Consider the following 17,493-nt stretch of genomic DNA (forward strand, 5'->3'; position numbering starts at 1 on the left):
AGGATGAAGATCGGCTTCATCGGTGCAGGGAGTATGGGAAGCTTACTAGTGGGAGCGTTCGTACGCGCCGGCGCAATGCGGCCGGACGACATCGTTGTCAGTTCCCGCACCGTTAACAAATTGTTCGATCTGGCGGATCAGTACCCGGGATTGCAGACGGTGACTACTAATCAAGAAGCGGCGCTAGGTGCCGATTATTTATTTTTGTGCGTTAAGCCGCTGGATTTTCGAACGGTGCTGGACGAAATTTCTCCAGTTCTGACTTCCGAGCAAATCGTGATCTCGATAACGAGTCCGGTTAAAATCTTATCATTAGAAGAAATCATTCCTTGCAAAGTAGCCAAAATCATACCTAGCGTCGTAAACGCCGTCGGCAGCGGAGCATCCTTATTCATCTGGGGCTCGCGATTAACGGCCGAGGACCAAGCCGCGCTATGGAATTTATTTTCCGCGATCAGTGAGCCCATCTTGATCTCGGAGGAAGAAGTGCGAGTCGCTTCGGACATCTCCAGCTGCGGTCCGGCTTTCCTGGCATGTCTGCTGGAACAATTCATCGACGCGGCGGTCATCTCTACCGGAATGGAGCGGGAGACGGCGACCGAGCTCGCATGCGAGATGATGTTAGGAACCGCGCGCCTCATGCTTGAACAATCTTGCTCGCCGATCGAGCTGCAAGCCAAAGTTTCCGTCCCTGGCGGAATTACCGCCGCGGCGCTGGAAGTGCTGCGCAAAACGACTCGCGGCGCCTTCCTCCAGGTTCTGCGCACAACCCACGAGAAGTTCGCCGAAGACTTGGACCGCGTCGACTATTCGCTCTCAGCTCGGGAGCGGACTTGAGCGGATATTCGGTGAGTATTTTAGTCAAATGAGAGGCGGCTTCGTCCGCCTTTTTGGGTATGCCTCCTTTGATGATGAAAATGGGAATAAAAAAAACGCCGCCCTCTCCGGTATCGGAGACAAGCGGCGTGTTCTTCACGCTGCAGCGATATGCGATTAGTTGGCGACAATGTTGACAAGCTTGCCTTTGACGGCGATGACCTTGCGTACCGTCTTGCCGGCGATAAGCTCCTTCACCTTCTCCGACTCGAGCGCGAGCGCCTGCATGCCCGCTTCGTCCAGGTCGGCCGGAATATTCAGACGATCGGCGATTTTGCCGCTCACTTGCACGACGATTTCGACTTCGGAATCCACCGTAAGCGATACATCGTATTGGGGCCAAGCAACATAAGAGACAGAGCCCGTATAGCCAAGCTTCTCCCACAGCTCTTCCGCGATATGCGGAGCGATCGGGGATAACATTTGAACGAAATGAGCCATAGCTTCCTTAGGCAACGTTTCCGTTTTGTAGGCTTCGTTCACGAAGATCATCATCTGGCTGATCGCGGTGTTGAAGCGCAATGCCTCGTAATCCTCGCCAACCTTCTTCAAGCTCTTATGCCATGTCCGACGGAAACCGTCATCACCTGCAACCTCTTGGATCTTGCCGTTCAAGTTGCCGTTATCGTCGACGAACAGTCTCCACACGCGGGCCAAGAACCGGTAGACGCCTTCTACCCCGTTCGTGTTCCACGGCTTCGTCGCCTCAAGCGGCCCCATGAACATCTCGTACATGCGAAGCGTATCCGCCCCGAACTCGTTCACGATATCGTCGGGATTGATGACGTTGCCGCGGGACTTGGACATTTTCTCGTTGTTCATTCCAAGGATCATGCCTTGGTTAACAAGCTTGTGGAAAGGTTCTTTCGTATTCACGACCCCGATATCGTACAGCACCTTGTGCCAGAAACGAGCGTAGAGCAAGTGAAGAACCGCGTGCTCCGCGCCGCCGATGTACAAATCTACCGGAAGCCACTCGCGTTGCTTCTCCGGGGAACAAATTTCATTCTCGTTCTTCGGATCGATGAAGCGCAAGTAATACCAGCAGCTTCCCGCCCATTGCGGCATTGTGTTCGTCTCGCGGCGAGCCTTGCGGCCATTGCGGGAATCGACTACGTTCACCCAATCCGTCACGTTGGCCAGTGGAGATTCGCCGGTACCCGACGGTTGAATCGCGTCAACCTCCGGCAACAGCAACGGGAGCTCCTCTTCCGGAATCGTATCCATCGTACCATCCTCGTAGTGAAGCACCGGGATCGGCTCGCCCCAATAACGTTGACGGCTGAACAGCCAGTCGCGCAGACGGTAAGTGACTTTGCCTTTCCCTTTGCCGTCCTGCTCCAGACGCGCGATCATCGCGGCGATCGCTTCCGCAGTGGACAAGCCGTTCAAGAAATCGGAGTTGACGAGTTTTCCATCGCCGGTATAAGCCGCCGCATCGACGTCTCCGCCGGATACGACCTCCAATATCGGCAAGCCGAATTTCTTCGCGAACTCCCAGTCCCGTTCGTCGTGCCCCGGAACGGCCATAATCGCACCCGTACCGTATCCGCCGAGCACGTAATCCGCGATCCAGATCGGAACTTTACCGCCGTTAACCGGGTTGATCGCGTAAGCGCCCGTGAACACTCCGCTCTTATCTTTGGCCAGGTCCGTGCGCTCCAGATCGCTTTTCCGGGCAGCTTGCTCGACGTAAGCTTCGACTGCCGCTTTCTGTTCGGCCGAAGCGATTGCGCCGACCAGCTCATGCTCGGGGGCCAAGACGCAATAAGTCGCACCGAACAGCGTATCGGGACGCGTCGTAAATACGGTCAGCTCGGCGTCGTGGCCGTCGATGGCGAATTTGACTTCCGCTCCGGCCGATTTGCCGATCCAGTTGCGTTGCATATCTTTGATACTTTCCGACCAATCCAACTCTTCCAGGTCTTCGAGCAATCTCTCCGCGTACTCGGTAATCTTCAGCATCCATTGGCGCATCGGCTTGCGAATGACCGGATGGCCTCCACGCTCGCTCAAACCGTCGATGACTTCCTCGTTGGCAAGCACCGTGCCGAGAGCCGGACACCAGTTCACGGGTACTTCCGCTACATAAGCAAGTCCCTTCTTATACAATTGGATGAAAATCCATTGCGTCCATTTGTAATAATCCGGATCCGTCGTACTGAATTCGCGGTCCCAATCGTACGAGAAACCGAGAGATTTAATTTGACGGCGGAAATTATCGATGTTCTCGACCGTAATTTCGCGAGGATGACGCCCTGTCTGCAACGCGTATTGCTCCGCAGGCAACCCGAACGCGTCCCACCCCATCGGGTGAAGAACGTTAAAACCTTTCATCCGCTTGAAGCGGCTAACGATATCCGTTGCCGTGTACCCTTCCGGGTGACCGACGTGCAATCCGGCTCCGGACGGGTACGGGAACATATCCAGCGCGTAAAACTTCGGCTTGCCCGCTTCCTCCGTCGTACGGAACGTTTTGTTCTCGTCCCAGTAGCGCTGCCATTTCGGCTCGATTTTTAATGGTTGATAGCCTTGCCCGTGTTCTTGTGACATGTGAATTAACTCCCTTATTTTCATTTCGGGCGAAACAAAAAAGCTCCCGCCTCTAGCGTTATCGCTAGGGACGAGAGCATCAATTCCCGTGGTACCACCCTAGTTGACGGACATCCTGCTTGGATTGCCGCCCACTCGTGCCTCGTAACGAGAGGAAACGCCTAGCTTGTCGAACGCATGTTATCCGCGCGTTCGTTCAGCTCGGAGGCTCCAAGGCGAGTTCGTCGTTCGCGTTAACCGGCTTGCACCATCCGCCGGCTCTCTGAGTAACGTCTAACGAGTACTGCTCCTTATCGCAGCCAAAGTATGCCATGATTATAGCCAATTCACTCGATCGGTGTCAAGTAAGCCGGCTACTCTTCCGCTTGCCTAGGAGAGATCCCCTTCCAGAACAATTCCACGATGGAATCGGATAATTCGGCTACGGAATAAGCTTTGTCTCCGATCGTTTCCCGGTTGCCGATCATTAATAGAGCAGTGAAAGCATGCGACAGCAGCATCGGATTCCCCTCCGCGATATGTCCTTCTTCCATAGCTTCCCGGAAAGTGTCGGCCAATACCTCGTGAATCTGATGCTCCGCCTTGCGAATATCTTCCCGTTGCTCTTGCGACAAGAAAGGTATCGCTTCCCGCATCAGGCTCTCGAATTCCAAATGCGTTCCGGACATCTTGGTAAGCGCGATCTGCTGCAGCCTCGTTCGGATATCCGAATGGGCTTGAATAATCCGAAGCGTATACGTACAAATCCTCTTCATCATTTCCGTGACGGAAGTGGTGAAGAGATCGGCTTTATTCGTAAAATAGTAATAAACCGACGCCTTGGTCACACCGGCTCGTTGCGCGATCATATTCAGTGAAACGGGCTCATAGCCTAGTTCCATGAAGAGGCGGGAAGCGGTACTCAGCACTTTGTCGCGCATCGAGGGTTGGTCCATGTCGTTCTTCGGCCTGCCCGGAGAACGCTTGGTACGGGGAGTCGTCATGTCGGTCCCCTCCTTTGTTCAATAAATCGCCATTGCATAATTAACCTTCCGGTATATATAATTAAATTGCAATTCATAATTTAGATTATATCCCAAATAGCTGACGCTTTCATCGTCGATTTCATGAAGGAGGATTTAGATACGATGCACGAGAAACGTGGATTAGGAAAATGGGTAGCCGGAAGAAAAGGCAGGTGGATCACTTTGCTCGTCTGGATACTGGCAGCGGGACTTCTAAGCGCATTGCTGCCGTCCGTTAACGAGGAAGAGATCAACAACGACCCTAATTTAAGCGCTTCTAAACCTTCCGTTCAAGCCGATGCCGTCGCCGAGCGCGAATTTCCAAGCGGAGCCGACATACCAGCCCTTATTGTCTGGCATAGGCAAGGCGGAATAACGGATTCCGACCTGCAGAACGTCCAGAAACTCGCGGAGAAATTAACGGCCGAACCGGTGCCTCATCAGACTTCCGTGCCTCCTCTCCACCAATTGCCGCTTCCGGCGATCAAAGGGGAATTGTCCGAGGACGGCAGTACGTTCGTCGCTCCCGTCTTCTTCGGCAAACAAATCGAAGTGGATCAGTTGAAAGAGGGCGTCGATCAATTAAAGGAAAAAGCGACAAAGATAATTGGCGCCGATCCGTTCGCCGCGGACAATGATTCCGCGGACCAACTAAGCGCCAGGGTAACCGGCCCCGTAGGCATTCAGATCGATGCGACGGGACTATTCAAGAACGCCGACGTTTCCTTAATGATCGGGACCGTCCTGCTCGTGCTCGTCCTTCTGCTGCTCATTTACCGTTCGCCGATACTAGCTTTGCTTCCTTTGGTAGCCGTCGGATTCGCATACGGAGTCATCAGTCCGATTCTTGGCTGGATGGCGCGCGAAGGCTGGATCGTCGTCGACGGCCAAGCCATTTCCATCATGACCGTATTATTGTTCGGCGCGGGCACGGATTACTGCTTGTTCCTGATCTCTCGTTTCCGCCAATTGCTCAAAACGGAGAGGGATAAAGGCAAAGCCTTGTTAGGCGCAATAACCGGATCTTCCGGAGCGATTGCGATGAGCGGCTTGACCGTCGTTCTATCGTTGCTCGCATTGCTATTCGCCGAATACGGCGCTTATCATCGGTTCGCGGCTCCGTTCAGCATCGCCATCCTGATCATGGGCATCGCCAGCTTAACGCTTGTTCCTGCGATGCTCGCGATTATCGGCCGCGCTTCCTTCTTCCCGTTCGTGCCGAGAACGCCGGAAATGCAGCAAGAGCGCGCAATGCGCAAAGGTAAAACCATTCCGGCGGCTGAGCCTAAACAACCTCGCAATTGGGTGGGCAAAACCGTCGTCAGCAAGCCTTGGCTAGTTGTCGTCATCTGTGTCGTATTACTCGGCGGCCTCGCGAGCTTCTCGACGCAAATCAAGTCTACGTACGACATCCTCTCTTCCTTCCCGGAAGACATGGAATCCCGCGAAGGCTTCGCGACGATCGGGGAGCAATTCTCCCCGGGAGAACTCGCACCGGCGAAAGTCATTATCGATACGCAAGGCAAACAGGTGTCGCTTGACCAAACGCTCGGCTCCCTTCCTTACATCGATGAAGTCGCGCATCCGCAAACCGGTAAGTCTAACGCGCAAATCGTCGCCTATGACGTTCAATTCAATTTGAATCCGTATTCTATGGAAGCGATGGATCATATACCGGACATAAGAGCGGCGGCGGAACAAGCGTTGGCTCAAGCAGGCGTATCCGATCCGGAAGATCGCGTATGGATCAGCGGTCAGACTGCCGAGCAGTACGATAACAAGGTCACGGGAGAACGGGACACGATCCTGATCATCCCGATCGTCATCGGACTCATTACCCTATTACTGCTCGTGTATTTGCGTTCGATCGTGGCTACCGTGTATCTCGTGTTGACCGTTATTCTCTCTTATTTCTCGGCTTTGGGCCTGGGCTGGCTGATCGTTCACTACGTCATGGGAGCGGACGCCATTCAAGGATCGATTCCGCTCTATTCATTCGTCTTCCTGGTCGCGCTCGGCGAGGACTATAACATCTTCATGATCTCGAGCATCTGGCAGAAGAGAAAACAGATGCCGCTTAAGCAAGCGATAAGAGAAGGCGTTGGAGAGACGGGCTCCGTCATCACGTCCGCCGGACTCATTCTTGCCGGGACTTTCGCCGTTCTCGCGACGCTTCCGATTCAGGTACTCGTCCAATTCGGGATCATTACCGCGATCGGCGTATTGCTGGACACCTTCGTCGTTCGTCCGTTCCTCGTCCCCGCGATTACGATGTTGCTCGGCCGTTGGTCCTTCTGGCCCGGCAAGTACGAGCAGGTGCATGAGCAAGAGCAAGCGCCTTCGGCAAATCATTCATAAACACGAAAAGGCTGCCCTGACTTCTAACGGGGCAGCCTTTCTTTATGGCACTTATAAGTTACGATCTATCTGAAAGCTTCCTCGAACGTCTCCGCGACTTCCCAGCTTTCGTAGGGCTTGGACTGATTCAAGGAGCATGCCCTAATATATTGCATCCTGGGTAAAATGATCGCTTTCGTCATCAGAGGGTCTAGCGATAGATCGGCAAGCATTCTGTGCGGATCAAGCGGAGGATCAATGAGGATCGCTTTGCTAGCTACGTTCTCCGCGCGGAAATGCTCTACCGTTGTCTTCAAGAGCCTGTTGCCTCTAGGCGTGCAATCGGTAAGAAAATGTACGGATAAGGCAGATTTAGCGAGCCGATTGAGCAGCTCGGTCTGACCGGCATCCAGTAGGATATGAACGTGCGCGTAATAATGAAGCCGGGTTTTCAACTCCGCCACGACTTCTTCGACTCTATTGCCCTCTTCCTCCAAATTGCCTTCCACGCAAATGAACTGCCTCTCCAGCCGATCTTTCAAAAATAGGTTCAGCTCCACCGGCTCGACACCATACTGACTAAGCTTCGAATTCCCGGTTAGATCCAATAGAAGCGTATTCTTTCTTCGCGATACGATTCCCGACCACGTTAGGGCGGTTGCCGTACGCCCCGTATCAGCGGGGCCGACGAATATCCGCAAGCAATACTTGATCACATGATCCACGACGACGACATTTTCGACTCTCTGCGCCATGAGCAATCGGATCAGCTTCTGCTGGTAATCGATTATCGTCGCGTCTTCCTCGCATAGCTTGAAGACCAGATCGACCAACTTTTTGATCTTCTCTTCGACAATGGATAGCACGACTCTCTTCTTATGTAAATCGCCGATCAATTTGTTCGTGACGGCGGCGATATTCCGAGGAAGAAATAACGGCTTGAGCGGTTGCATGATCTCGTTAATATAGACATTGTCGGACGCGTACTCCGCGCCCATGCCGTCCAGTTGCTCCGTCACCGTCTTGTCCATCGCCATGTACACTTCGATGATTTCCTTGGACAACTCCATCAGGTCGACCTGCACGCGCATTCTGGCATCGATCAACGCCTCAAGCTTTCCATGATCGTCATATAACAATTCCGCCGACGTTACGACGCCGAGCGCTTCCCTGAGTGATTCAATCCGTCTCTCGACGGTCGCTTCGGCGGAAGATACGATCGCTTCCATGATGGCCGCAAGCTTGTCCGCGACGATGCTGTTCTGCATCCCGCTGAACGTCGAGCGATCGATCCCGATCGCCTTAATCATCTCGAAGCGTTGCTCGGCCGGAAGATTTGCCTCCTGAAAGATGCTCGCGATCTCTCGATCGTAAGCCTCCAACATATTCACAAGACCGGCATATTCGGTGTTCTGGTCCATCAGCTCGGCAAGCACGACGTCTTTGCGCAGAGCTTCTTTGAAGAAGCCGAAGTTCGCGAATTCGCCCATCTCCCTGATCCGCTGTTCTAGCGTCTTCGGAGGCTCGACTTCCGGCAAGACGGTAGCCGCAACCTCCTGCTCCGCCTCGATAACGGGCGAGATCGGCTTAGGAATAGGCGTTGTCAGCTTAACCCGGGCTATCTCATGCGCCTTATTGTCGCCCGATTCGATGATCCGGTTGTCCCGGCCGATATCTCCGATCGTTCGCTCGACTTCCTGCTGGATTTCTTCCGGCGTGATCTTCCCGATCTTGATCTTGGAGATGTCTCCGTAGATAAGGTCGGCATCCTTTTCCTTCTGATAGAAATACAAGATACCCACGGAAGCATGCTTGCCGTTCAATGCGGCTTGCAGCATTTTGCCGGGGGCCCGTACATATCCTTCGGGCCGAGTACTACAGCGTCCATATTGGAAACCTTCGGATCTAGAGGCAACGTCTCTATGATTTTGTTAATGTTCGTTTGAAAGCCTTTGTCGGTTAATGCCTTCTTGACGAAAGGCCCCAAGGACGCTCCGTAAATCATGCGCGTATCCCCCTCTTAAAATCGGTGCATGTACTCTTTATGAAACGAGACGTTCCGCTTCGGATCTCGGCTTTGATTGTAGACGTATGGAAAGTAGTATCCTTCCACGATTTTGGTCCGATCAACGAAGGGTTGGTCGAATTCGAACACTTTCATCAAATACTCGTTCATATGGTTTAAGTACAGCTGGGCAGCGGCGAACGTCTTAACGTCAAGCTTGTCGTTCAGCGCCGGGTCCGCGTTGGCGATTCGCTGCAGCTCGCTGTAATCTTCCTCCAGCGTCTTAAGCATTTCCTGCTTCTTAGCGGATAGATCCAGCGCCTTCAATTGTTTCGTTAGCTGGGCGATTTCCTTGTCTTTCTCCTTGAGGTCCTCCGTCAAGCTCTCCACCGAGCCGACCGCTTGCTTATCCAGATAGGCTTTGCTTAGAAATCCGACCAAACCAAGCAGGACAATGAAGGCAAGAGTAAGAAATACGCGTTTGATCTTGCGGGAAGTCTCGGCGCGATCCCGCTTCTTCTTGTTGCGCGACAGAATCTCCTCGATATGCTGGATCGCGATCTCTACTTCCTTAGCCAAACTTGAATGCGCGTTTAACGTTTGGATGGAACGATACACTTCCAGCGCTTGCTTGTAGTTCTTCTTCTGCTCCAGATTTTTGGCCTTCTGGAGCAGATTCGCGTTAAATCCGCCGCCGTCCGATTGCGAGATCGAGTCCGCCGAAGCCGCCGTCCTCGGCGCGGACGCGACTGCCGGAGCAGGAGGTCTAGGAGAGGCCGCTCTCGGCGCTGGACCGGATAACGTCTCCGTGTGATCCGATAGCGAAGTCGAAGGAACGGCAACAGGCGCGGCAGTCGCCGCCACTTCGGCGCCGACGGTCCCTTCGATCTTGGATAGCGCCATCAGCCATTCCCCGAAAGGCGGACATTGGCTCAGATGCTCGCTTTCCCAAGCTCTGACGAATAGCGCGGCCAACGCTTCTCCCCAGATCGTTCGAATCATCTCGACCAACTCGTCAAACCGATCGCAGCCGGTTTGCAGCTCTTCCGGGTCGAAATAGCTTTCGCCCCAGACGCTTCGTACGAAGGCGTCGGAGCAGGAAGCGAGCATTTCCGCGAGCAGTATAGCACCCGCGAAGCGATCGCTCTGCCCGCTCCACATCAGCGATTGGGTTTTGTTCCGTATGGCGTATCCCGGCGAGCCCGCGGGAATATGCTCCGGCTTCTCCAGATGGGTGGAAAACATTTGTTCCAAATCGATGAGTTGGACGAATTCGACGGGCTTGACGACTTTCTTCGCCGTGCTGAGCATCGGCAGCATGACGTTCGTAGCGGATAGATCGCAATGCGCCAGCCCACGCTGCTCCATGTCCATGAGCACGTGCGCCAAGGCGAAGGCGGCGGCGAAGCTTTGCTTCTTGCTCAGGCGCTGCTTGGCCAGCAGCACGTCCATCCAAGTCGGTCCCTCGATCCAAGGCATGACGACCGCGTACAGCAGATCGGGCTCCCTGTTCAGCAGGTCCGCGTGATTTTGCGGCGTAAGAATGGATCGTTCGCACGCCGACAGGCCGGCAACTCCTTTGTATTTCGCGACCGTATCCGTATGAAAGACGAGAGAAGGGTTGATGAATTTGCTTCTGAACACCTTCATCGCTTTCGGACCGCCGCTCTCTTCGGCGTTCAGCAGATATACGATACCTTGCCTGCCTTCCTGGCCGTAAGGCACGCCGGCAGCGTGAGGATGCTCCCCGATCGTATAGGGCTTGCCGTTAATGGACAATCGGGCACGGACTTCCGGTTGAAAACTCATCTCATCTCTTCTCCTTCACGATGAAAGCATAATTTCCGCTACGCGTTAATCCCACAAAATATGTAATAACGATAGATCGTCGCTGGAAGGATGGCCGGCTTCCTGCTTCATTACCTCCGCCAGCTTCTCCTGAGGAAACCGATCCCATGCGTCGATCGCCTGAAGACCATCGGAATACAGCAGCACCGCGCCTTCCTTCCAGCTTCGGAGATCTTCGCAGATTAGGTGCGGCTTTTCGCCCACGGGACCCAAGACGCTATTCCACTGATGTCGGGTATCGAATCGATTGCCTAACATCGACGTTTGCTCCTTCCCGTCCTTCCACACCCGAAGACGTATATCGCCTTGCCAAGCAAGCACGATACGCCCTAAGGGAAACGCCTTGCCGGGCAGATCGATTCGGCCGCAGCCGTACATCGACGCGCTGCCTTTCGCTTTCTTATCGAGAATGATGTCCCGCAACAAACCTTGAATCCGGGGTGGCATCCGATGCCGCTCCAAGGTCCGGGTCGCTTGCGCCGTGATTTCCTTTAAGTAAAGCCCCAACGATTGCCCCAGCTCCGATTCCCCGTTGCGTCCATCTTCCAACCGACTTAACCATTCGATTAACCGATCGCCCAGAAACTTAGCCGCGATATCGCCGAAGTAAGACATGCTGATCCCGTCGCAAAGCGCGAAAATAAAGCTGGAATCGGACTGTACGAAGCATAAATAGTCCTGACCCGGATCACCCGAAGCTACCGACTCCGCAGAACGGGAGTAGCCGTATCGGTAAGTCCAAGAAGACTGTGTTACTTGCTGCAAGCCTGTTTCGCTTAGTTGGGGGAGTTGAATGCGCCGATTCATCGCTTAGAAGATCGGCGTCGCTGCCGACATCTGAAAACCAAGCGACACCAGATCAGGATTCGTCCCGGGAAACATAAGCAGCGAGCCTTGGGCCAGGTTATAATTGGCATCTCTCATCATCTCGCGGTAGCTATCCGGCATGACGGAGGACATCGCCCGCAATTTGTACCCGTATTCGTCGAGGAAGGGCGTATTCGGCGTGACGCCTTGCCAGCGTTTCGGATCAACAACCTCTTGCTCCAGAACGTCACCGGAAATGAAAATATTTTCGACCAGTACGTTACCGTCTTTCACCGATAGATCCATGATTCTGCGCGCGATCGGCTCCGGATCGTCTCCGGTGTACACGCCATCCGTCATATGGCAGATCAGCGGCGCCGGTCCGTCCTGCAACGAAGGAAGCTCCGCGCGCAGGATCGTCTCCGCGTGTCGGAAAGCTTTGGCCGTATCCGTGAAGCGATGCGTATTCAATATAGGCATTCCGCCGTCGTTCATCAGTTCGTCGATTTTCTTAACTCCGCCAAGCAGATCGTAGACCTCGTCGCTGTAAGCCAGCATGGCCACTCTATAACGGGATGAGATTCGGCTTCCCTTGGTCGAGCGGTATACCATTTGTCGCAATGTGACATGCAAGGCATCGGTGACGACGTCGATGCGCCGTTTATCTCCGTTCGCGAGCGTCATCGAGCCGCTAACGTCCAGCAAGTAAATAATGAGCGCCGGATGGCTTTGCGTCGCTTGCGCCCTGTATGCCGCCTGCCGTTCCGGCGTCCGGCTCCGCTGCTCTCTCTCCGCGGGCTCATGGTAATCGGCGGCGCTTAGCATGACGGTACTCATCTCAGGCTTGTCCTCGTTTGGAGGAAGAGGCGCTGGAGCTTCGGACTGGATGTGCTTGAAATCCGCTATCACCTCGCTCAAATCCTGATATCTGAGCTTTGGTTCGGTCTGCAGCAGCTTGTCCATGATTCTCACCAACTTGTCCGGGACGTGTGCGAATAGGCTGTCTAACGACTCGCGTGCTTGATAGACGTATTTGCCCCGCTCAGCAAGTAGTGCATGACAGAACCGAGCGCGTAAATGTCCGTTCTTGGATCGGTTTGCTTATTCTCGAATTGCTCGGGCGCCGCGAACGCGATCGTCCCCATCTGAACCGTATCCGTCGCCTTGCCTTGATCGTAGCCGCGCGCGATACCGAAGTCGATCAGCCTTATGTTGTCGTATTCGTCGATCATGATGTTCCCCGGCTTCAAGTCCCGGAATACGATCGGCGTCGGCTGACGGTGAAGATACAGCAAGATTTCGCATATCTGCTTCATGTACTTGAGCACGGTATCCAGCGACAGCGCCCGGTCGGCATCGTCGAATCGCTGCTGCAAAGTGACGCCGTTGATATATTCCATGACCAAGTAACAATAGCCATTCGCGTCGGGCTCGAAATAATCGGTAATCTTCGGGATATAGGGATGGGTCAGATCGGCCAGAATTCGCGCCTCCTCAAGGAAAGCTTCGTGGCTCTGCACTTGTGTAATTTCCTTGACCGCCCATACCTTGTCGTTAAGCTTCGAGTCTTTGACAAGATAAACGGAGCCCATTCCGCCTTTGGCGATGACCGATTCTACTTTGTATCTGTTTCCTAGCAAATCTCCGCTACGCAGCAATCCGATCACCTGACCTTATGTTAATCTTCGGAAGCGGTTATAGCCGATAGAGATTTTGTCTGACCTTGTTGTACTTCTGCGAGATTTGGATCAACTGCTCGGCGCAATATTCCGCTCCGACACCCTTGATCCGTCTGAGCTCCTCGGCGACTTGCTCCAAATCCCGACTGATCGCGTTCAGATCGCTAACGATTTCGTTCCGTTCCATGCTGGCTCTGTAGTCCATCTCGTTCTACTCTCCTAATTGTTGGTATGGAGTGCGTGAATCTTCAACACGCTTCGGCAGCTAGAACGCATGAGCCTTTTGCACAAGCGATCCTTCGCATTGATCCAGCCTGTCCGCCGTTTTGTTCAAGAAGTCCATGCACGCCTTGAGCTCATAATCGAAACCAAACTGCATGTCGAGCCATAGTAGAGGCAGCATTTCGTCGAAGTCCACTAGACCTCGGAGCGTGCTGATTCTGCGATCCGCCTGCTGCACTTTGTTCTGGATCATATTCAAACGAGCGGCAAAGTTTCTGAGCATCGCGGTATTCACGTTAATCGCCTCGTCGTAATCCTTGCGTCTGCCCCCGCCGAACAAGCCTGCGATCGCGTTGCCGATGCCGTCGAAGAAATTTTCCACCTCCACCAGCACCCGGTTGCGGAAATCGTTGAATTGACGGTACTTGTCCTGTACATAGTCGAAAGCGGATTCGAGCTGATCGCCTACGAATTTAGCGATTTGCTTGCCGAAATCCTTGGCCCTGGCAGCGACATCATTTATAAACGGCATGACGTAATATTCAATAACCAGAGGCAAGAGATAACTAACGGCAGCGACGGCAACCAAGGTAATCGTGACGGCAGGGCCTAGTACGATGACCATTGCCGCAGCGGGAACGATTACGGCCGCAGCCATCGCTACCATTTCGGCTTTGCTCATTTGCCCCGTCCAGATCTGAACCGCTACATTAGATATCCCTTTTGAAATAAAGTTAGGTAATTTGTCTGCTTGCTGGGTAAGATCCCGAATGACGAAACAGGCGAAATCTTTTTTTTCCGCTATCGCCAGCATTCCGTCTTCCATCGCCATGAATCCCAGACCGTGATTATCAAAATTATAAATTTTAGGATCCTTAGCGGTGGATTTAACGATGATCGGATCCGTCGGGTTATGGAAAAGCGAGGAAACCATATCATGCTGGTTTTGATATTCGTGCATTTTCGGTTTCATTATGTCAATGGCACCCTGATAGCGATCGATGAATTCCTGGTTAAATCCAGGCGCGTTATAGGTATAAGTCTGCGTTATCCTATCCTGGATGCCGGAATCCGCAGTGATCGTGCTATACAGCGCAAGATTCCCTCCCAGCGAATGCCCGGTTACCTCTATATCCTTGTATTTATCCAAATGCCCGTCGTTTATATAGACAGCTGCATCTTTTTGCTGCTTCGTGGCATCCTCGTACCAAGAAGATAAATTGTTAATCCAGTCGTTCCGATACTCGACTTTGCCTATATCCTCGCTACCCCGAAAAGCGACGACAGCCTTTCCGCCATCTCCGGGAGGCTCGAAAGTGTAAGCGACAAATCCCGTAGTTGCATTGTTGTCTTGCTTGTTGCTGATTTTCCAATCGTAAAATTTCGAGGAGGAATCGGATAACTTGTCGGTCAATTCCTTAAAGGCGTTGTAGTCCGCTTCCGTTTTGAATTGAACGCCATCGATTCCTTTATCTAAGGAGTTTTTGTAGTGAGTTACGAGATCTCCTACCGTAAGATTATTTTCGTTGTACAGATTTTCCAATTCCGTATTTCCCGTGATGTCCAGATAAACCAAGTCCGATAATATCTTCAAATCGATCTCGGAAAGAGGCGCACTCATAAAATCACCTCTTTGGAAGCGATTCGATTGGCGACTTCTTCAATGCTATCCATCTTGGTGTACGAATTGAAATAAACATACATCGATTTATAACTCATGTTTTTTCTTTCAAAATACTCTTTAGGATGTACATCTCGTTCATATCCCGCCATAACTTCACTAAACTCCGACGAATTCGTGTAGTAAACAGTAATAAAAGCATTAATAATGCCATAAGCCTGATATTGCTCGGCAATTTGGACAATTGCAGACGCTCCAGCCTTCGCATCGACCTTTGAGTTCGTATTAATAAAAACATCGGTAGCAAAGTCCAAATCGGTATTACCTATAATGTAATCCTCAACGTTCATTTCCCTGTTATTCAAAGTCGCATCCGGAAAAGATATTCCTCGTTGACCTACTCTAGCTCTAACGATGATCTCTTCATTAAATACAGAATTGGACACGCCAAATGCATAATCCTCAATCTTATCAAGCATGATTACATTCATGTATTTATCCAAAACCGATTTACCATCTTTCGAAATTGCGACATCGAACAGTTCGTCCGGATTCGATGTCGGATAAACCTTAGCCTTTAGCATATTGTTCGTCAGCGTTCCATACCCCCCGCCGATCGCATCCACGACAAATTCTTCGCCGTACTTTTCTTGCAAATGTTGTTCGATCTTCTCGATCGCCTTCTTGTCTCTATCCGTGCAGCCGATCAAGGATAATAATGAAGATAGAATCATGGATACGAGCACCGCCTTCAAGATTTTCATTTTTTTCGCTCCCCGCTGCGAGGATCTATCGGTTCATGCAAAATTCCTTTTAACTCTTCATAAGCGATTTCCACTTCCGCGTGATCGCCAATCGCGTGAGGGACGCCGAAGCTTATCCCTAATGCGTCATCCGTCAGATAGGAGAAAACATTCATGGCGTTCTCCTCTCCTAGATCGTCGGCGTGTTCGAAAAATGAAACCCAATTTTCGTCGCTATACTCATTCATCGATTCCTTGATCTCTTGCTCAATCTGCAATTCGGGATCGTATGGTTTGTATTTGCCTTTCTTGAAATTCTCGATAAAACTTGCATTTATGTCGACAATATCCGAAAGTTTCATCCGCTCTCCGGTAAGGATATCGATATTAGTCGTAAATAATAGATTCGTTGGATAAGCGGCATCGGGCACGACGCTCGTTCCCGAATACATAACGCTCAAGTATTTTGGGGTTTGTGCTTGAATGGCATACTTCATTTCTAAATGAAAGTTCTCATCGGCGTCCGCATAAAGCGACTCCACCTTAAGTGCTTCATTCTTCAGCGTCTTATTGATCGCCTGCTCTTTGGCTCGATCGCCAAGGCCGATTATTTGCGGATAACTGAGGATAAGATCTTGATTCCGATAAGTTTCGCTTGTTACTTCGTAGAGTCGATCATGCTTCCGTAATGCTGGAAACGACAACGGCTCCGATATGATCGTTGTCGTTAGGATAAATAAAGTCAGCAATAACTTAATCAAGATGGTCTCCCCCTTGTCGCCTGTCGTTACTTGAAGATTTCTACGCACTTGTTATAGTAGCTTTCCCGGTCCTCCAGACCGTTATAGCCGCCGTTCACTCGCTTCGTGATCTGTTTAACCGTCGCTCCCTTGTCGCATAGGGCGTTCATATTGTTCTTGTCCCACCAGAAGCCCGCGCTAGTCCAAGGGTATGTCTTGGCTACGTAATCTACGCCGTCCATGATTTTCGGGTCGTTCATCGCTTTGGCGAACGCCTGGTAATTGCTTCTGCCGGTCAGTTGGATATAGCCCGCGCCTTTATATTTCGGACCGTCTCCTTTGTTGACGTTGCCCAGATCTTTTCTGTTCTCGTAGGCTTTACCGCTCGCCAATTCTTTGGGCCATTTGCCCGCGCCCGATTCATGACTGCATTGGCTGATAAAATGACGGATTCTTGCCGGCGTCGTGATATTGTATCTAGCCAGGCAGGCGTTCAAGTCCGCAAGCATCGCTTCCGTAAGCTTCGATTTGTCCCATCCGAGCTTCTTCAATTGATCCGCGGTCACGTAAACTTTTTTTTCGGTCGTCTTCGTTACCGCGGTTTTCGTGTCGGCCGATTTAGAATCGGTCTTCGCGCCGCTGCCGGCGGGAGCTGCAGTTGCATTCGCTCGTACTTGCGTCGTTTGGGTTGAAGCGCTCTTCGCACGCAACGGGACTGTGTCCATAACTACAGCTTTGCCGCTTATCCCAGCAAGTTTCCCTTTCTCCACCAGTTGATTTTCCGTCTTGTCGTACCTGGACATCGCTTGTTCGATGAAAGTCTCCAAAGCTTGTACCCGAAGATGGATCGCATTCAAGTCTTTATCCGCTTTCGCCAACCTGGAGCCGATATTCCTTCTTGCGGCAACGCCATGGTCAACATTCGACTTTAAGGCGGAGAGCGCTATTCTCGCGTTAGAAAGCTTATTCGTAACGGGCTTTACAGCATCGTTTATGTTTCTAACCTTGTCCGTTTGTACTTTGATTGACATCAATGTTCAACACCTCTCCGGAACCTC

15 protein-coding genes and 1 other annotated feature are annotated in these 17,493 nt (G+C 52.1%); of the genes, 2 read left to right on the forward strand and 13 right to left on the reverse strand.

From position 1 onward, the window contains the following. The first annotated feature begins 3 nt into the window (after positions 1 to 3). Positions 4 to 837 (forward strand): late competence protein ComER, encoded by an 834-nt coding sequence (gene comER, locus FPL14_RS04105; RefSeq protein WP_182301821.1) that lies wholly within the window; start codon positions 4 to 6, stop codon positions 835 to 837. A 156-nt stretch (positions 838 to 993) separates the two neighbouring features. Here comER and leuS read toward each other — a convergent pair whose 3' ends face one another. Both leuS and FPL14_RS04115 read right to left on the reverse strand, forming a co-directional pair. Then, complete coding sequence (gene leuS, locus FPL14_RS04110; protein WP_182301822.1) at positions 994 to 3,429, reverse strand: leucine--tRNA ligase; 2,436 nt, start codon at positions 3,427 to 3,429, stop codon at positions 994 to 996. A gap of 63 nt (positions 3,430 to 3,492) precedes the next feature. Then, positions 3,493 to 3,735, reverse strand: a binding site (T-box leader). 47 nt (positions 3,736 to 3,782) lie between these two features. Continuing rightward, positions 3,783 to 4,412, reverse strand: coding sequence for a TetR/AcrR family transcriptional regulator (locus FPL14_RS04115; RefSeq protein WP_182301823.1), 630 nt, complete (start codon positions 4,410 to 4,412; stop codon positions 3,783 to 3,785). A gap of 144 nt (positions 4,413 to 4,556) precedes the next feature. On the opposite strand from FPL14_RS04115, the gene FPL14_RS04120 reads away from it, so the two are divergent. Beyond that, positions 4,557 to 6,791, forward strand: coding sequence for an MMPL family transporter (locus FPL14_RS04120; RefSeq protein ID WP_182301824.1), 2,235 nt, complete (start codon positions 4,557 to 4,559; stop codon positions 6,789 to 6,791). A gap of 65 nt (positions 6,792 to 6,856) precedes the next feature. Here FPL14_RS04120 and FPL14_RS04125 read toward each other — a convergent pair whose 3' ends face one another. The 11 genes from FPL14_RS04125 to FPL14_RS04175 all read right to left on the reverse strand — a co-directional run bounded on the left by FPL14_RS04125 (position 6,857) and on the right by FPL14_RS04175 (position 17,466). Then, a complete protein-coding gene (locus FPL14_RS04125; protein WP_182301825.1) occupies positions 6,857 to 8,608 on the reverse strand; it encodes a hypothetical protein in 1,752 nt (583 codons plus the stop codon). Next, on the reverse strand, positions 8,590 to 8,775 hold the full coding sequence (locus FPL14_RS04130; RefSeq protein WP_182301826.1) for a hypothetical protein: 186 nt from the start codon (positions 8,773 to 8,775) through the stop codon (positions 8,590 to 8,592). The genes FPL14_RS04125 and FPL14_RS04130 overlap by 19 nt, the downstream gene beginning before the upstream one ends. A gap of 15 nt (positions 8,776 to 8,790) precedes the next feature. Beyond that, positions 8,791 to 10,584, reverse strand: a complete 1,794-nt coding sequence (locus FPL14_RS04135) for a serine/threonine-protein kinase (RefSeq protein ID WP_182301827.1) — start codon at positions 10,582 to 10,584, stop codon at positions 8,791 to 8,793. A gap of 45 nt (positions 10,585 to 10,629) precedes the next feature. Continuing rightward, entirely contained in the window at positions 10,630 to 11,388 is a 759-nt protein-coding gene (locus tag FPL14_RS04140; protein ID WP_182301828.1) for a hypothetical protein, read from the reverse strand. Between the two features lie 45 nt (positions 11,389 to 11,433). Next, positions 11,434 to 12,114, reverse strand: a complete 681-nt coding sequence (locus FPL14_RS04145) for a vWA domain-containing protein (protein ID WP_229263935.1) — start codon at positions 12,112 to 12,114, stop codon at positions 11,434 to 11,436. Positions 12,115 to 12,434: 320 nt separating this feature from the next. After that, positions 12,435 to 13,088, reverse strand: a complete 654-nt coding sequence (locus tag FPL14_RS04150) for a serine/threonine protein kinase (protein ID WP_182301829.1) — start codon at positions 13,086 to 13,088, stop codon at positions 12,435 to 12,437. A gap of 37 nt (positions 13,089 to 13,125) precedes the next feature. Continuing rightward, positions 13,126 to 13,314: a hypothetical protein gene (locus FPL14_RS04155; protein WP_182301830.1), complete on the reverse strand. Its 189-nt coding sequence runs from the start codon at positions 13,312 to 13,314 to the stop codon at positions 13,126 to 13,128. Positions 13,315 to 13,374: 60 nt separating this feature from the next. Continuing rightward, positions 13,375 to 14,952 carry an Mbeg1-like protein gene (locus FPL14_RS04160; protein ID WP_182301831.1) on the reverse strand — a complete coding sequence of 526 codons (1,578 nt, stop codon included), beginning with the start codon at positions 14,950 to 14,952 and terminating at the stop codon, positions 13,375 to 13,377. Beyond that, entirely contained in the window at positions 14,949 to 15,716 is a 768-nt protein-coding gene (locus FPL14_RS04165; protein ID WP_182301832.1) for a hypothetical protein, read from the reverse strand. The genes FPL14_RS04160 and FPL14_RS04165 overlap by 4 nt, the downstream gene beginning before the upstream one ends. After that, positions 15,713 to 16,456 (reverse strand): polysaccharide deacetylase family protein, encoded by a 744-nt coding sequence (locus FPL14_RS04170; RefSeq protein WP_182301833.1) that lies wholly within the window; start codon positions 16,454 to 16,456, stop codon positions 15,713 to 15,715. Before FPL14_RS04170 ends, FPL14_RS04165 begins: the two co-directional genes overlap by 4 nt. Before the next feature lie 26 nt (positions 16,457 to 16,482). Beyond that, positions 16,483 to 17,466 (reverse strand): glycoside hydrolase family 19 protein, encoded by a 984-nt coding sequence (locus FPL14_RS04175; RefSeq protein WP_182301834.1) that lies wholly within the window; start codon positions 17,464 to 17,466, stop codon positions 16,483 to 16,485. Positions 17,467 to 17,493: the final 27 nt, after the last annotated feature.

The organism is Cohnella cholangitidis (genome assembly GCF_014107495.1).
Lineage (GTDB): Bacteria > Bacillota > Bacilli > Paenibacillales > Paenibacillaceae > Cohnella > Cohnella cholangitidis.

Excerpts from the sequence above, each read along its gene's own strand:
- comER (WP_182301821.1), top strand. The coding sequence starts at position 4 with ATGAAGATCGGCTTCATCGGTGCAGGGAGTATGGGAAGCTTACTAGTG.
- leuS (WP_182301822.1), bottom strand. The coding sequence starts at position 3,429 with ATGTCACAAGAACACGGGCAAGGCTATCAACCATTAAAAATCGAGCCG.
- FPL14_RS04115 (WP_182301823.1), bottom strand. The coding sequence starts at position 4,412 with ATGACGACTCCCCGTACCAAGCGTTCTCCGGGCAGGCCGAAGAACGAC.
- FPL14_RS04120 (WP_182301824.1), top strand. The coding sequence starts at position 4,557 with ATGCACGAGAAACGTGGATTAGGAAAATGGGTAGCCGGAAGAAAAGGC.
- FPL14_RS04125 (WP_182301825.1), bottom strand. The coding sequence starts at position 8,608 with ATGCTGCAAGCCGCATTGAACGGCAAGCATGCTTCCGTGGGTATCTTG.
- FPL14_RS04130 (WP_182301826.1), bottom strand. The coding sequence starts at position 8,775 with ATGATTTACGGAGCGTCCTTGGGGCCTTTCGTCAAGAAGGCATTAACC.
- FPL14_RS04135 (WP_182301827.1), bottom strand. The coding sequence starts at position 10,584 with ATGAGTTTTCAACCGGAAGTCCGTGCCCGATTGTCCATTAACGGCAAG.
- FPL14_RS04145 (WP_229263935.1), bottom strand. The coding sequence starts at position 12,114 with ATGACGCTCGCGAACGGAGATAAACGGCGCATCGACGTCGTCACCGAT.
- FPL14_RS04155 (WP_182301830.1), bottom strand. The coding sequence starts at position 13,314 with ATGGACTACAGAGCCAGCATGGAACGGAACGAAATCGTTAGCGATCTG.
- FPL14_RS04160 (WP_182301831.1), bottom strand. The coding sequence starts at position 14,952 with ATGAGTGCGCCTCTTTCCGAGATCGATTTGAAGATATTATCGGACTTG.
- FPL14_RS04165 (WP_182301832.1), bottom strand. The coding sequence starts at position 15,716 with ATGAAAATCTTGAAGGCGGTGCTCGTATCCATGATTCTATCTTCATTA.
- FPL14_RS04175 (WP_182301834.1), bottom strand. The coding sequence starts at position 17,466 with ATGTCAATCAAAGTACAAACGGACAAGGTTAGAAACATAAACGATGCT.